At 65.3% G+C, this 14,336-nt stretch carries 18 protein-coding genes; 6 read left to right on the top strand and 12 right to left on the bottom strand.

Annotated elements, in window-relative coordinates; all coding sequences use genetic code 11:
- Positions 1 to 367: 367 nt before the first annotated feature.
- The 5 genes from GFS60_RS34715 to GFS60_RS40040 form a co-directional block, all read right to left on the bottom strand.
- The gene (locus GFS60_RS34715) at positions 368 to 949 is read right to left on the bottom strand and encodes a recombinase family protein (RefSeq protein ID WP_236603671.1); all 582 of its coding nucleotides are present in this window, start codon (positions 947 to 949) and stop codon (positions 368 to 370) included.
- Positions 950 to 1,060: 111 nt separating this feature from the next.
- Positions 1,061 to 1,315: a hypothetical protein gene (locus GFS60_RS34710; RefSeq protein WP_054247250.1), complete on the bottom strand. Its 255-nt coding sequence runs from the start codon at positions 1,313 to 1,315 to the stop codon at positions 1,061 to 1,063.
- A gap of 280 nt (positions 1,316 to 1,595) precedes the next feature.
- The gene (locus tag GFS60_RS34705) at positions 1,596 to 2,003 is read right to left on the bottom strand and encodes a MerR family transcriptional regulator (protein ID WP_054247289.1); all 408 of its coding nucleotides are present in this window, start codon (positions 2,001 to 2,003) and stop codon (positions 1,596 to 1,598) included.
- Between the two features lie 40 nt (positions 2,004 to 2,043).
- Positions 2,044 to 3,543 (bottom strand): SulP family inorganic anion transporter, encoded by a 1,500-nt coding sequence (locus GFS60_RS34700; protein WP_054247252.1) that lies wholly within the window; start codon positions 3,541 to 3,543, stop codon positions 2,044 to 2,046.
- A 240-nt stretch (positions 3,544 to 3,783) separates the two neighbouring features.
- Complete coding sequence (locus GFS60_RS40040; RefSeq protein ID WP_268962676.1) at positions 3,784 to 3,906, bottom strand: hypothetical protein; 123 nt, start codon at positions 3,904 to 3,906, stop codon at positions 3,784 to 3,786.
- Positions 3,907 to 4,402: 496 nt separating this feature from the next.
- On the opposite strand from GFS60_RS40040, the gene GFS60_RS34695 reads away from it, so the two are divergent.
- Genes GFS60_RS34695 through GFS60_RS34685 form a run of 3 tightly spaced genes read left to right on the top strand, consistent with a single transcriptional unit; the run spans position 4,403 to position 5,804 of the window.
- Positions 4,403 to 4,894 carry a fluoride efflux transporter FluC gene (locus GFS60_RS34695; protein ID WP_054247254.1) on the top strand — a complete coding sequence of 164 codons (492 nt, stop codon included), beginning with the start codon at positions 4,403 to 4,405 and terminating at the stop codon, positions 4,892 to 4,894.
- Positions 4,891 to 5,256, top strand: a complete 366-nt coding sequence (crcB, locus tag GFS60_RS34690) for a fluoride efflux transporter CrcB (protein ID WP_054247256.1) — start codon at positions 4,891 to 4,893, stop codon at positions 5,254 to 5,256. Before GFS60_RS34695 ends, crcB begins: the two co-directional genes overlap by 4 nt.
- Before the next feature lie 11 nt (positions 5,257 to 5,267).
- Positions 5,268 to 5,804 carry a universal stress protein gene (locus GFS60_RS34685; RefSeq protein ID WP_054247257.1) on the top strand — a complete coding sequence of 179 codons (537 nt, stop codon included), beginning with the start codon at positions 5,268 to 5,270 and terminating at the stop codon, positions 5,802 to 5,804.
- 93 nt (positions 5,805 to 5,897) lie between these two features.
- On the opposite strand, the gene GFS60_RS34680 is transcribed toward GFS60_RS34685, so the two are convergent.
- From GFS60_RS34680 to GFS60_RS34660, 5 genes are all read right to left on the bottom strand, one after another.
- Positions 5,898 to 6,191 carry a hypothetical protein gene (locus tag GFS60_RS34680; protein ID WP_054247260.1) on the bottom strand — a complete coding sequence of 98 codons (294 nt, stop codon included), beginning with the start codon at positions 6,189 to 6,191 and terminating at the stop codon, positions 5,898 to 5,900.
- Between the two features lie 351 nt (positions 6,192 to 6,542).
- Positions 6,543 to 8,333 carry an IS30 family transposase gene (locus GFS60_RS34675; protein WP_236603670.1) on the bottom strand — a complete coding sequence of 597 codons (1,791 nt, stop codon included), beginning with the start codon at positions 8,331 to 8,333 and terminating at the stop codon, positions 6,543 to 6,545.
- 225 nt (positions 8,334 to 8,558) lie between these two features.
- The gene (locus GFS60_RS34670) at positions 8,559 to 9,530 is read right to left on the bottom strand and encodes a hypothetical protein (protein WP_159929183.1); all 972 of its coding nucleotides are present in this window, start codon (positions 9,528 to 9,530) and stop codon (positions 8,559 to 8,561) included.
- A gap of 211 nt (positions 9,531 to 9,741) precedes the next feature.
- Positions 9,742 to 9,960 (bottom strand): hypothetical protein, encoded by a 219-nt coding sequence (locus tag GFS60_RS34665; RefSeq protein WP_054247264.1) that lies wholly within the window; start codon positions 9,958 to 9,960, stop codon positions 9,742 to 9,744.
- Between the two features lie 381 nt (positions 9,961 to 10,341).
- Entirely contained in the window at positions 10,342 to 10,584 is a 243-nt protein-coding gene (locus GFS60_RS34660; RefSeq protein WP_054247266.1) for a hypothetical protein, read from the bottom strand.
- A gap of 7 nt (positions 10,585 to 10,591) precedes the next feature.
- Between GFS60_RS34660 and GFS60_RS40525 the strand changes: the two genes are divergently transcribed.
- A complete protein-coding gene (locus tag GFS60_RS40525) occupies positions 10,592 to 10,999 on the top strand; it encodes a hypothetical protein (protein ID WP_054247268.1) in 408 nt (135 codons plus the stop codon).
- 529 nt (positions 11,000 to 11,528) lie between these two features.
- Here GFS60_RS40525 and GFS60_RS34650 read toward each other — a convergent pair.
- Both GFS60_RS34650 and GFS60_RS34645 read right to left on the bottom strand, forming a co-directional pair.
- Positions 11,529 to 11,735, bottom strand: coding sequence for a hypothetical protein (locus GFS60_RS34650; protein ID WP_054247269.1), 207 nt, complete (start codon positions 11,733 to 11,735; stop codon positions 11,529 to 11,531).
- A gap of 383 nt (positions 11,736 to 12,118) precedes the next feature.
- A complete protein-coding gene (locus tag GFS60_RS34645) occupies positions 12,119 to 12,430 on the bottom strand; it encodes a hypothetical protein (protein ID WP_054247271.1) in 312 nt (103 codons plus the stop codon).
- 249 nt (positions 12,431 to 12,679) lie between these two features.
- On the opposite strand from GFS60_RS34645, the gene mihF reads away from it, so the two are divergent.
- Both mihF and GFS60_RS34635 read left to right on the top strand, forming a co-directional pair.
- Positions 12,680 to 13,489, top strand: coding sequence for an integration host factor, actinobacterial type (gene mihF, locus GFS60_RS40205; protein WP_063786612.1), 810 nt, complete (start codon positions 12,680 to 12,682; stop codon positions 13,487 to 13,489).
- An 87-nt stretch (positions 13,490 to 13,576) separates the two neighbouring features.
- Complete coding sequence (locus tag GFS60_RS34635; RefSeq protein ID WP_063786613.1) at positions 13,577 to 14,083, top strand: hypothetical protein; 507 nt, start codon at positions 13,577 to 13,579, stop codon at positions 14,081 to 14,083.
- Positions 14,084 to 14,336: the final 253 nt, after the last annotated feature.

Below are 14,336 nucleotides of genomic sequence, written 5' to 3'. Positions count from 1 at the left end.
TGTCCCCGGCGGTAGTCTCCTGCGATCGGTGTTCGCGGCTCTCGGGTATGCTTGCGGGGCGGGGGCGCCGCCGGCTGGTTACCGGCACCAGTGTTCCTCGCCCGGCGTGGCAGACGCCAACTGGAACGTTTCCGTCTGCCACGCCCCCCTACTTTCCGCGGTCGGTCCGCCCGCCTTGGGGGATCGAAATGACCGCGAAATCCCCGATCTCGCACCGCGGGGAGCTGATCGGCACCACCGCGATCGGCCGGCGGATGAAGATCCTGCAACCAGACGGGTCGGCCGAGCTGGTACCAGTCATCTCCGGCAACTCCTTCCGAGGCGTGCTGCGCCGGATCGGTGAGGAAATGCTGCGCGATGTCCTCGGCTACGAGAACCAGCTGCCACTGGCGGTCGCGCACACCCTCCGCAACGGTGGGGCGATCGTGAAAACCTCGGCGGAACCGGTCACCGGGCGGCGCCTGCAGCACGGCGTGTGTTCCAGATACCCATAGACCGTGGTGCGCGGCACTTTCAGCATGCCCGCGATCTGGGCGACGGTGTGGTCTCCTGCGTCGTAGAGGCGTTGAGCGAGTTCGATCTGGTCCGGGCTGAGCTTCGACGGCCGGCCGCCCTTACGGCCGCGGGCCCGGGCGGCGGCCAACCCGTCCCGGGTGTGGGCCGCGGTCAGCTCGCGCTGGAACTCGGCCAGCACCGACAGCATGCCGAACATGGCGCGGCCCTCGGCGGTGGCGGTGTCGATGCCTTGCTCGAGCACCTTCAGACCGATGCCGCGCTCACGTAGCTCGGCGCCGAGGGTGATCAGGTGCAGCATCGACCGTCCGAGCCGGTCGAGCCGGGTGATCACCAGGACGTCGCCCCCGCGGTGCCGCGCCAGCGCCAGATCGAGCTGGGGCCGTGACGCTTTCGCTCCACCCGCATGATCGACGTGGATGTTCTCGGCGGCCACCCCGGCACGGCGCAGCGCATCGACCTGATGGTCGGGGTTCTGGTCTGCGCGCCTGTTTCAGGTACGCCCACAGGGGCACTGTGAACCGTCGTTGGGGGATCGAAGAAGGATCTACGGATGATCAGCCAGATGGAACGCCCGGTCGATGTCACCGAGGGGCGCGCTGCGCAGACGAGTTCTGCCGCTGATCGTCGCCTCGGTCGTGGCGGGAGTGAGATCGCCGCGTGCGGCGCGCGCCATGGTGGTCGCCTCGCCGATGGCAAACGCGACAGGAATGGCGACCACAATGGATGCGACGGCAGCAGCGGCGTCGAATGCTAGGCGCGTTACTCTGAATGCACCGTTGACCGTGTCGCGCATGCCCATGGAATCTTCCTTCGCTATCGATCGCTGTCGAACTCACGACCTTGCCTGTGGAATTGCATTGCGCCGTGCAGGTTACGATTGATCCAGTGCTACTTGCGAGTACCAAACCGTCCAGTTCCTTCTATCGCGCCGTGTACACAGCAGTCGAGGCGACGACATGGAATCCTCGCTGGCGCGACAGCTGGAATCGGGGAACCGGCGTGGTACGCCCGTCGGCGGTGTTGCGCCGCCAGGTCACCGTCAACTTCTTCGCCTTCGACCTGCTTTACCGGACTACGAACTACCCGGCCGCGTGGTCGGCGAGCAGCGAAGTGAGCTCCTCGGCGTAGGCCACCTGTTTGCGGAGCTTGCGACAGCTTTCTTCGGCGCGCGCATGGCATTCGGTCACGAATGCCTGCGCTGCTGCCTTGTCCTCGGCGGGCCGGCTCGAGGCCAGAGTCTCGAGGGAGTCGAGGAGCTGGCGCATCTCGTCGAGGGTGAATCCGAGGGGCTTCATCCGCCGGATGACGAGCAGGCGTTGGACATCAGCATCTGTGTAGAGGCGGAAGCCGCCGGCACTGCGTTCAGAAGGCCGTACCAGGCCGACCTCGTCGTAGTGGCGGATCGTCTTGATCGACAGTTCGGTGCGTTCGGCGACCTCACCGATCTGCATGTGCCGCAATGCCGAACCTTCGATGCGGTCCGTCATCTGCTCACCTTTCTCTGCATTCGTCCGGGCACGGATGATGTCAGTGCTCGGCACCCATCTGCCCGCTCAGGCGCACGTGGCGTTCGGCGGAGGCGGCGTTGAGGCCGACGATCTCCACGTTCTTGCCCTTGGCAGCGTATTTCGTGGTGATCGCGTCGAGGGTCGCGACGGTCGAGGCGTCCCAGATGTGGGAGTCGGACAGGTCGATGATGACGTTCTCCGGATCGCCGACGTAGTCGAACTGGTAGATCAGGTCGTTGCTCGAGGCGAAGAACAGTTCGCCGCGCACCTTGTAGATGCGGGTGTTCTCGTCGGGGTGGGCGACGTCCACCACCTCGGTCAGGTGCGCGACCCGGCGGGCGAAGAGCACCATTGCGGTGACGACACCGACGATCACCCCGTAGGCGAGGTTGTGGGTGGCAACGGTGACCGCGACGGTCGCAAGCATGACGAAAGTTTCGCTGCGGGGCATGCGCCGCAACGTCTTCGGGGCGATGCTGTGCCAGTCCAGGGTGCCGACCGAGACCATGATCATCACCGCGACCAGGGCGGCCATCGGGATCAGGGCGACGACGTCGCCGAGTCCGACGACGAGGATCAGCAGGAACACCCCGGCCAGGAAGGTGGAGATGCGGGTGCGGGCTCCGGAGACCTTGACGTTGATCATGGTCTGGCCGATCATGGCGCAGCCGCCCATGCCGCCGAAGATTCCGGTGACAATGTTCGCCACACCCTGCCCCCAGCCTTCGCGGGTCTTGTCCGAGTGGGAGTCGGTGATGTCGTCGACCAGCTTCGCGGTCATCAACGATTCGAGCAGCCCGACCAGGGCCATCGCCAACGCGTAGGGCGCGATGATCGACAGCGTGTCCATGGTGAACGGCACGTTCGGGATCACCCAGGTCGGCAGGCTGGACGGGAGTTCGCCTTCGTCGCCGACGTTCGGGACGTTCAACGCGAAGATCACGGTGGCGGCGGTGAGCAGCACAATGGCCACCAGCGGGGCGGGGATCGCGGTGGTGAGCTTGGGCAGGAACACCATGATCAGCAGTCCGGCCGCGACCATCGGATAGACCAGGGCGGGGACGTCGATCAGGTGGGGGAGTTGCGCGGTGAAGATCAAGATGGCGAGGGCGTTGACGAAACCAACCATCACACTGCGCGGGATGAATCGCATCAGTTTCGCGACGCCGAGCAGGCTCAGGACGACCTGCAGCACACCGGCCAGCAGGACGGCGGCGATCAGGTAGTCCATGCCGTAGTCACGCGACAGCGGCGCGACGACGAGGGCGATCGCACCGGTCGCAGCCGAGATCATCGCGGGGCGGCCGCCGACGAAAGCGATGGTCACCGCCATGGTGAAGGAGGCGAACAGACCCACGCGGGGGTCCACGCCAGCGATGATCGAGAACGAGATCGCTTCCGGAATCAGTGCCAGCGCGACCACGATTCCGGCGAGGACCTCGGTTTTGAGGCGGCGCGGGGACCGCAACGCGGCCCGCACCGACATGGTCTCCGCGGGCGTATCGAGTTCTCCTGCCATCACAGCTCCGTTCGCACCGGCGTGCACACGCCGATGCCCTAGACGTCAACGACGCCGAAAGAGGCGTCACAGGAATTGATGCGGTGGCTCGGAGCGACACAGGCCCACGACCGACCCACGCAGGAACGATCCTGCGGTGGCATCACCGACAACCCGGAACCCTACCCTCACGGGAGGGTAGAGTACGAATCGGGTGCTGTGGGTCTCGGACAGTGACCGCCTCGGCGCCCGGCCTCCCGGTCAGCTGCTTCGGCCGAGTATCGGCATGCCCAACTCCGCCGTTCCGGAACCGTGCGAGGATGTCCGGTCGAGTGCGGCGAGTTTGGCGGCCGCGGCGTTGAGACTTGTCTGGGGAATGCTCAACCGCACAGCACCCGCAGACGGTCGTGCCGTCGTCGCGCGTCTGCCCGAACGGGTCCCCGGGATCGGGGTCCGCCTGTGGTGCCGCTATGTCATTTCTGGGCGTTGCCGCTCAGCCCGTCTTGTGCGGGCCCCGTGTCCAGGCCGGGCGTTCGAGCCCAGGTGCGGGTGGATGTCTATGTTCTCCTGGATCGGTTCTAGTCCGATCTGTGGCCATCCGGCCGTCACCGTGAGGGTGTCTGAGTCGAGGTTGTCGATCCAGTAGCGCGGACAGGTGCGGTACTGGATAGCCCGTGGTCGAGCAGGGACGGGGTGGCCTGGTGACCGGGAGGGCGGCGGCCAACCCGCCTCGGGTGTGCCTCACGGACAGGCGCCGGCCGCCAGGTTATGCTCTTTGGCGGCGATGGATCTCCGCCGAGACCACCCTGCGAAGGGGTTGTCTGAACCGCCCCACCTCGGGGCTGATGGCTCCTTTCCCTTTTGTGGAAGGAGCCTGCCCGTGGACGGTCGCCGCGACCCGAATCCCACCCTGCCGGTCGATCCCGACACCGCGCCCCGCACCCCGGGACCGCTGCATGTACGCCCGGCCGCGATCGCCGCAGTCGGAGCTGGGGGCCTGATCGGGGCCCCGCTGCGCTACCAGCTCGCGGTGTGGTTCCCCACCGTCGCGGGCGGTTGGCCGGTGACCACGTTCGCGATCAACATCATCGGGGCGTTCCTGCTCGGGTTGCTGCTCGAGGCACTGACCCGGCTCGGCCCGGACGATCGGTGGCGGCAACGCGTGCGCCTGGCGGTGGGCACCGGGATCCTCGGCTCGTTCACCACCTACAGCACCCTCGCCGTCGACACCGACCTCCTGTTGCGCGGCCACCAGTGGTGGGCCGCCGGCAGCTACGCGGCCGGCACCGTGCTGGTGGGGTTGGTGGCCACCACCGCCGGGATCTCGGTCGGCGCGCAACTTCGGTTGCGGTGCACGGAGGCGGAGCGATGATGATGTTGTGGATCGCCTGCGCCGGCAGCCTCGGCGCGATCGCCCGGTTCGTGATCGATGGGGCGATCAAACACCGTAAGGCGTCGGAATTCCCCTGGGCGACGGCGACGATCAACGTGACCGGGTCACTGCTCCTCGGGTTCGTCACCGGCCTGATCCTCTTCCACGGTGTTCCACGAGAGATCCAGCTGATCGTGGGTGTCGGGTTCTGCGGCGGGTACACCACCTTCAGCACCGCCAGTTTCGAGACCGCCCGGTTGATCCAACACCAGCAATACGCCGCCGGTCTCGCGAACGCGGTCGGCGCCCTGCTGCTGACGATCGTCGCCGGCGGTGCCGGTCTCGCCCTGGCTTCGGTGTGAGGAGAAGAGCAATGACCAAGAAGGAAAACCGCCACGCCACCCGGGACAACCTGCGGGACTGGCGCACCCCGCTGCGGGTGGACGGACCCGCCGCCCCGACCCCGGCGGTGTGTCATCTGGTGGTCGGCTTCGACCGGCACCCCGCCAGCCACGCCGCCCTGACATACGCGATGGACCTCGCCGGCCGCCTCGATGCTTTTCTGCACGTCGCGCACATCGTCGACATCGACGACATGCCCATCGAACCCGACCGCGACGACTGGGAAGAACGCTTCGCCGACTCCGTCGAACAGCAACGCCGCGAGGCCTGCACCATGCTGGCAACGATGCCCGGGAACTGGGCCTACTACTCGCGGGAAGGAGACCCGGCGCAGCTGCTGACCACGATCGCGGAAGCCAACGACGCCCTGATGATCATCATCGGCACCTCCCGTGGCGGCGTGATGTCCCTGTTCGAGCGGTTCCTCGGCGAATCGGTGTCCTCCAAACTGGTCCACCACGCCCGCCGACCCGTGCTACTCGTCCCCGCACCGTCGACAGGAGCCTGAGTGACCGCACGGCGTCACCGAGGGGGGTGAGGATCCATGGGTGAACCGGCTTCGATGGACCGGCCAGCCGTCATCGCGGTGCACTCGGGTGCGTCACCATCCCGTCGAGCCGACTCGACGGTCAAGCCCGACCGACCCGCACCGCGCTACGGCATCCGATGTTCGAATGCACGCGCCTACGCCCTCGGCGAGGGCGGCGGCGATGGTGGTCTTGCCGACCCCGCCTTTGCCCATGCACATGATCAGTCCGTGGTCGGATTCGGCGAGTTCGCCGATCGGGGCGGACAGCGGCGCATCGGGCAACGGCGGTGCTTCTGCGGCGATGGCCTGCGGCGCCGTCGCAGGGTTCGGGGTGAACAGGCTCTCGAGTGCGCTGATCCCCACCATGTTGGTGCCTTGAGCTGCACCTGATCGAGCGGCAGACCGGCCAGCTCGGCGGGAAGCTCGGCGAAGGACCAGGTGCCCGCACTCGATGTGTCCGAGCTGCGCGCCGCTATCTCTGCAGCAGATGCCGCCGACCGTCATGGATCTACGAAACAGCATGGCGAGGTATGACACCGGTGAAAGAATCCCACAGCACACACCCGTCGTCGCCGACCGCCAACGGTTTTCGTAGCCGCGCCCGACCTGCGGATTCCCGTAAGACCCCGCCCCCCAAAATGTCCGGTGATGGGGGGCGGATTCTCACTGTCGTTGCAACACAAGTCTATTGAAATCTGGGTCTTCCCAGCTCACGGGTTACGTTACCGCAGTCGCCATCGCGAGTTCCAGCGCAGTGCGGCGCCGGTGAGCTGTGGCCCGTCGCTCGGCATTGAACACCGTGGCGGGAGTTGCGTACTCCAGGTTCTTCCGTGGGCGAGTGTTGAGCTCACGCGTTACCGACCGCACATGAGCGTGACTGTGCACCGACAGATCGGTGCCCTTCGGGAAATACTGTCGAGTGAGCCCGTTGAAATTCTCGTTCGCACCCCGCTGCCACGGACTGGAACGTTCGGCGAAGTAGATCTTCAGATCCAGGGCCGCGGAGATCTCTCGGTGCAAACACATCTCCGTTCCCTGATCCCACGTCAACGTTCTGCGCATTCGTTTCGGTAGGCCCGCAAAGGCTTTGATGACAGCATTTTTCACCGATTCGGCGGTGTGATCGACGGGGAGATTGACGATGATCCCGTACTGGGTTTTCCGTTCCCGCAGGGTCATCATCGCCGATCGACAGCGCAACCCCAGGATGAGATCCCCTTCCCAATGACCCACCTCGACCTTTGTGTCGACCTCCTCCGGGCGGTCACCGATCATCGTCATGTTCCGCACCGCACCGAGTGATCTCGCCGACCCCAACCACCGAGGTTTACGCACGCTCCGACCACTGCGCAATTTGGCGGTGTACTTCTTGTCCAGACCCTTCCCGCCTGCCACCAGCAACGCCCGGTACATCGTCTCCATGCACAACCACATCGAGCTGTCCTCCGGATACTTCAGCTTCAGCCAGCCGCCGATCTCCTCCGGCGACCAGAACCGATCGAGCTTGCGCTGTACGACCCGGCGCAACACGTCGTTGGCGAGCAGCTTGTGTTCACGTGGCCGGCTGCGGTTTCGACGGGCCGTCTCATCGGCGACATGAGGCAGGTAACGGCCCTGGCTATCGCGGTGCCGGTCGAGTTCACGTTTGACCGTCGACGGCGCCCGATCGATCTCCCTGGCGATGGCGCGGATCGACAGTTTCAAATGGTCCAGGTCGGCGATCTGCAACCGTTCCACCAAAGACAAATACCGCTCCGACGGCACGTCGGCGCCGGTCAGAGTCTTGCGCTGTCGCGCCCTTCGTTGAATATTGATCCCGGTTTGGCGAGTCACACCGACGAGTGTGCTGGCTGCGATATTCGTTTCCCCTTGGGTGATCAATTCCCAATACCGCGTGTCGCGGACCGCGGACCGCGACAGTCTCGACGCTGCTTTCGTCGCCAGCTCTGCGGCGATACGCGCAGCGGACTCACGCACCGCCACCTGGATCGACTCATCCCGGCCGCGCTCGGCCTTTCTGTTTCTCAGTGCACGCCGGGACTCCCACGCCCCTGCCCTGGTCTTGCTCAGCCGCAGCCGGCGCCGAGCCTGGGTTTCACTAACACCGTCCGCACGGAGTTGGTAATACCGCTGTTCGATCCACCGATACGCTGTCGAGCTACCCACCCCGGCGATCACGGCTGACTGCCGCACCGTCCGGCGCACCGCAAACGCAGACCAGAAGGTCTTCTCTCGGCTTCGCTCGACCCTCAAGTGGTGCCGGTTGTAGCTACCCGAGATGAAGGACGCCTCCCACACAGCGATCTTCGAGGTCACACACCCCAAGGTGGCTCGAGACTGCTCGCAGTCGAGACCTCCTTCACGGAGAAATAAGAACTCCGCGCGCAACCACTGATAACCGACATCGAGATGGACTCCGGCGGTGCGGGCGGAGTATTTGAGACCTCGTCCGTCGCGAACCAACCCCAGAAATCGGGCCTGAGCAGCAGCATCCGCATTCTTCGCCATTCCAACACCACCTCGCCGAAGGTGTTGCAATGACCGATAGAACCCTGGGGGGGGCTGAACTCTCCGCTTATTTATTGGGGTAGGTCCGCGACGCCGGAAAGTTCGTAGTGCAGCGTCGGGATACGCACCAATCGGTGTACAAGACGAACCCCGAGCGGGTCTGGAGTTGGACAACTTTCTCTGCGGCGAAGCGCGGCAACGCCGACGATTCATGGTCTGACTTACTCACGCCGCGACCTTCGAGACCTCGCTCGCCGGAGACACTTCCTCGACGAGACGCAGCGCACCTCCGATGGCGCCAGCGAATGCGCCGAGTAGGACAAGCAGGGTCAGCGACGCATTACCCGGATCTTGGCGGGACGCGCCCCACGCCTCGGCGTCTACAGCGAGGGTCGTCAACGTGTCTTTGAGCGCACTGGTGAACGTCACGGAGGTGCCCAACCAGATGAGCGTCAGCCCGGAGATTGTGAGTCGCTTCCCCCTGAGTAGACCGACCACGGCCGCGGCACCTGCGACAGCGGACAGGGCTCCCGCTACGAGGAACACCCTTTGAGCGGTGGTCAGATCGGAGAACATCCCACCACCCCATACCGCCCAACTCAGCTGTTGAAGGGCGAAGATCGCCGCAGCGACGACGAAGACCGCCCCCAGGAGATTCTGCAGGGGACGGGTCTTTCCGGCGCCATCGCGCATGCGGCCACCGTCGGCTACGACCGCCCAGCGATCGCGCGCGTAGAGAACGAAACCGGCCAACAGTAGGACGGACTGCAGCGCAAAGCCTCCGTACACCAAACCGAATACCCACCCGGCCATTTCGTCGTTGCCGCTGTATGCGTTTCCGCCACCGGTCACCGCTTGGATCACACCGCCCAGCACCGAACCGACTGCAACGGGGACGAGCAGACCGGTCGCAACCCAGACGGGGAAAGCGATTGCGAAGGCAGGGATCCTTCTCCCCCACGAGGCGACCAGCCCGATCGCGATCACGATCGCAACCAGTTCCATACCGGAGGTAGCGAGATTGGCGACCCGGGTGGTGTCGGCGAAACCGGCATTTTCGACGCCGATCGTCCAACCCATGATCCATGCGACTTTCAGCAGAAGATACGGCAGGCATGCCACCACGGTTGCGATGCATATCCCGCGCCGAAGCACGGATACATCATCAGGGCCCGAAGGGCACACGATCAGGTTCATGACAAACCTTCCGGTCGAATTCGAGTACGCAAAAGCGGAATTTGGCCAGATGTCCGAGCCGCTTTCCAGTCAATCACCCGCATGCCGTAAGCAACATCGGGGAAGACCCGGAACTCGAACCCTGATGCGACTCGGCCGGAGTGAGCTCACAGGCCGGGAACGTTCATACGACGGTCAAGCGCTGCAACAGCGTTCGGGTACGTACATCGCCCTATGCCGCTGCGGACGCGGCAACAAGATCGATCCGGACCCACCCGCCGTCGCTGTCGGCACGATCGAGGGGGGAACCCGCGGAAATCGCGGTGCGTCGCAGTATGTCGAGGCGCTCGTCGTCGGTCAGATCCGGAGCGACACTTCGCAACAGCACCGCGGCGTCGACAGGAATATCGTTCGCCATCGACGGACCCAGCGGATCGAATCCGTACGTCATCCGCGCACGGTATTCGTCGCGCGCCGTGTCGATCGCGCGATACGGGACGTCGGTCGGCGATCGAGCGTCGAGCGACCAACCCCTATGACCGCGACCCCGTTCGCGTACAGGGCCGGATGCCGGCGACCACCCGGTCGAGCGACCGGGCCGGGTGCGCACCGCCGTGGCAGCTGCTCCGCTGCCTCGCCGCGATCGCCGATCACGGGCGGGTGCGGCGCTGCCGCAACTGTATCGGCACCGCCCCGGCTGCGACTGGGTACGGCGAGAACGCGTGACACCCCGCGACGGGGGCAGACCCGAGAGGAGCCCATGACCGGTCACGTGTGAGGTCGTGGTGGCATCAGTGACGCGAGGTGACCACGACTTCGTCGAGAAAACCCTTCAGTCCGCTGCTGAAGACATCGTTGTCGTCGCCTCGCCCTGAGCTACGTCGCGGTCAAGAGCCTGCCCTCGTTCGACAAGCTCATCGAGCTGTCCCACGAACACCTTGTCGCCAAGCCGGGCCCCGAACCCGAGCAGACGATCGAAGCGACCCAGCCACCGGGGAGATACCCCGACGGCTGGCTGGTAGGCGAGGTGCCCCATCTCGACGCGAGCCCACACCCGGAACAGGGCTGATTCCACGGCCGAAGTGGGGACCTCCGAGATCGACCTCGATAAAGAAGTCCCGTACGACAAGGAGGACACCGCAGAGGCCGTCGAGGACGCGGACGTCTCCAACGAACTCGAGCAGGTGCATACGCAGGAGGCCAGCGGGGTGCTGGCGAATGGCAGCGACCTGAACAAGCTCGGATCTGTGCTCGAGACTGCCGGTCGTGGCCTGGCTACCGCGATCGGTGCGGTCAGCGATGTGGGCCGCAAGATGACCGACGCCTACCACGCCGCGGGCGCTCGAGGCCGAGACCGCGCTGCGTGCGCTGGCGAAGGAGCTCGATCGCACCCATCCCGGGGCGGCGGCCTCGTGTCGCTGAGTTCCAGAGGCTCACCGCCCGCCCTCAGGCGCACGTCAACTCTGCCGCACTGTGGCACCGCTGCCTGATGCTCGGCGGTGGGTAGTGGTGCCGAATCCGCACCTGAATTCTCCTTGACCAGCGGAAATGGCGCACAGCACACACACCCCTGCCCCGGGATTCGGTGCGCTGGTGGTCTTGTCGCCGCGCTCCCACCCGGGAGATTCCTGAGGTCTGTCGTGGTCGGCTTCAGAAGTGGCAATGAGCGTGTGGCACAAGTGTATCCACGTGCCGCAGCCTCCCCGGGTGGATCAACCGTTTCGATTCCGCCCCAGGGTGTCGTCCTCGATTTTTGTGTGGGGCAGCGGCGACCAGCTGGCTTTGGCAGGGGATCGGATCGAGACGGATGGAGGAACCGCATGAGCGGGCAGCGTGGACGCGACTTCAAGGTCGCACCCTTCGGAGGTCGCGCAGATCGGACAGCGGAGGAAGCGGCGCCGTCCGTCCGCATGAATGGAGCACCGCCGTGTGACGGAGATACCCCCGCAGCCTCGAGGGGTCTGCGGGGGTATTCCTCTGCACCCCGGGTTGGGGCGGTTGCCGACCCGGGTCCGGGGTCTATTCGGCGAGTTTCGCGACTGCCTGCGCCCAGAGGAAGAACTTGTTGGTGCCCAGGTCGGCGACGGTCTTGATGTTGAACGCGGCTTTCAGGTGTTCGGCGTCGGACTCGCTGACTCCCTCGAGCGCGGCGACGGGGGCCTGCGCGAGTTCCTCGATCGGACGGGTTTCGTAGGCCTTGTCGAATTTCGAGGCGATACCTGCCATGTGCTGCCTCCACTACTCGTTGTGGTTCGGTTCCATGGTTGGGCAGCCGCGCCCTCATCACGCGACGGCCCGTAGGCCAGTTAATCCGCTCGAGCACCCGCGCGCATGATTTCGGGCACGGTGAGTCGCCCACCAGCATCCTCACCCCCCGGGGCATCGGGCCGCCGAGGAGATCAGCAAGCGCCAGGGCGCGTGCTGGCAGGCCTCGGTTCGATTGAGGAGTAATCCAGGGGGCAACGGGTATTCAATGGGTGCTGGCGCGTGATCACGGGCTGCACCCCTGCCGCGACAGTCAGACCCTCCGGCCGCCTCCCCTGCGGCCGGAGGGTCCTCACATTCGCGAACCTCGAGCCTTGGGGTAGTGCTGAAGGCTTGGCTGCTGGTTACCAGCCGTGGGTGAGCTGGATTTCGATTCCCTGCTGCACTTTGCGGCGCTGCTCGGCCGTCAGATCACCCACCAGGCTGTCCTCCGCGATGCCCAACACGGCCATGATCGCGGCCGGTCCGAGCGCCGCCCCCGGTAGGTACGTGGCGATCAGCTGATCGACGCGAAGATTCCGCACCCCCGGGCTGCCCGCGCGGGCCAGCACGTCCGAGACCGGGCGGGTGCCGGAGAGTAATGCGCGGGTCCGGGCGGCACGTGCTGCGGCCAGATCGACAACCTGGCCCTCAGTGGCAGCAGAGCGCTCAGGCACAGGTCTTTCCTTCGTGAACAGATCAGGTGAGTGGTGACACCGTAGCGTGAGCCGGTGGTCGCAGACACAGCTGTCTCTCTGCCGCATCCTCCCTATGCCACATTCTGGTATTCGGTGTATCGGTTCACTTTCAACCACTGCCCACTAGGCGGGCGCATGCTGGATCCCGCGAATCGCGCCGTATCTCGGTGCGGTGATGGTGAGATAGGCGGGCGACAAAAATAGGGCCGTAGAGGAGAGCAGCAGGTTATGGACTTTCCGGAGTTGACCCCCGAAGAGCGAGCAAAGGCGTGGGCGAAGGCCACCGCGATCCGCCAGGCCCGCGGCGACCTTCTTGCCGCAATCCAGGCCGGGAAGCTTCCGATCGCCGCTGTCCTCGCGCGGGCGGAGACCGACACGATCGTGAGCAAGACCCGCGTCAGTGTGGTGGTGAAGGCTCTTCCCGGGGTGGATGCGGTGCGGGCAGCACACATTCTCGGCGGGCTCTCGATTGCCGAGGCTCAACGGATCGGTGGCCTCGGCCCGCATCAACGCCGCACCTTGCTCGACCTCGTCGCAGGCAGCTCACCTGAGGACACAACACAGAAGGAGCGGCCCGCAGCACCGGCCGCGGCTGCGCTGGATCCCTCGACGATCGCGGCGGCCATACCGGAATTCCTGGAAGGACTGTCACCGGCACACAGTATGAATCCTCGGGAGGACGAGTCGGCCCTCCTCGAAGGCCTCTGGGCGAATGAGCAGGACAACAGAGAAGTCCATGTTGTCATCAGGGAGCGGGCGACAACGCCGGAGCAGATGGAACTCATCCGCGCGGGCAGGGTCTATACGGGTGACTACCCCCAGTACAAGATTGTCGACACCTCCCGGCTGCGGGCGGTGAACGCGGTGGGCGCGATGCTGGTCGATTCGGACCCGACCGGGATACTCGATGAACCCTCCAGCATTCGAGACATCGTCATCCGCATGCCGCACCTGCAGGTCGAAGTGGTGTCGTGGAAAGCGGCAGTGACAACCGAGATCGGTACCCGGGTGGCCGAACTCATCGCCGCCGGCACGTAAACCACACACGAGCTCCCGCGCTTGTCGGGTGTGACTCGCCTGGAACTGGTCGTGACTTTCGTCGGGCAGCGGTGAGACGATCGAGACATGCGCAGACACCGGTGGCCGGCGCAGCCACCCCCGAGCACCGGCGGGGTGCACGCGGGCGGCCGGCGGGTCCTCGCCGCACACCCCGGTGTGACCTTGCAGCTCGACGGCATCACCGCCTACCCCACCGGAATGCAACTGCGTCTGACGTTGGCGGCGACCAACCTCTGCGCCGAGCTCGCGCACCACGAGACTCGCCCGCTGACCAACCCCGACGACTTTTCCGGGAGCTGGTCGTATCTCTGTGTGCGGGTGCGTGTCGGGGACCTCGAGGGTGAGGCGGACCCATACCTCCCGGTCACCCGGCCACCCCGTCCCTGCTCGACAACGCAGTACCGCACATGTCCGCGCTACTGGATCGACAACCTCGACTCCGAACTCACGGTGACGGCTGGGTGGCCACAGATCGGACTCGAACCGATCCAGGAGAGCATCGACATAGACACCCACCCGTACCTGACCGGGAACCCCCGACCGGAACACGGGGACCCGCACAAGACGGGCTGAGTAGACAACACCCAAGAAATGAAGAAGTTGCCCGGCGGGCAAAACCAGGTCTCGGCTGCGCCGGCGTGCAAGGGCAAGACGACGACCACGGCACGAACGTCTGCGGGTACTTTGCTGTCGAGAATTCCCCAGACAGGGGTTCGGCCGGGAATGCTTTCACATTCTCGGCCGGATCTCTGCTTCTCGAGTTTTTTCACCGTTACCGATTACTCTCTCGATCCGCGAATTCCAATAGACGCCCACAGCTGCCCAT

The organism is Rhodococcus sp. WAY2 (genome assembly GCF_009859915.1).
In the GTDB taxonomy this organism is placed as follows: domain Bacteria; phylum Actinomycetota; class Actinomycetes; order Mycobacteriales; family Mycobacteriaceae; genus Rhodococcus_F; species Rhodococcus_F oxybenzonivorans.
The sequence above is the reverse complement of the archived record's forward strand: the minus strand, read 5'-3'. Positions and strand labels throughout refer to the sequence as shown.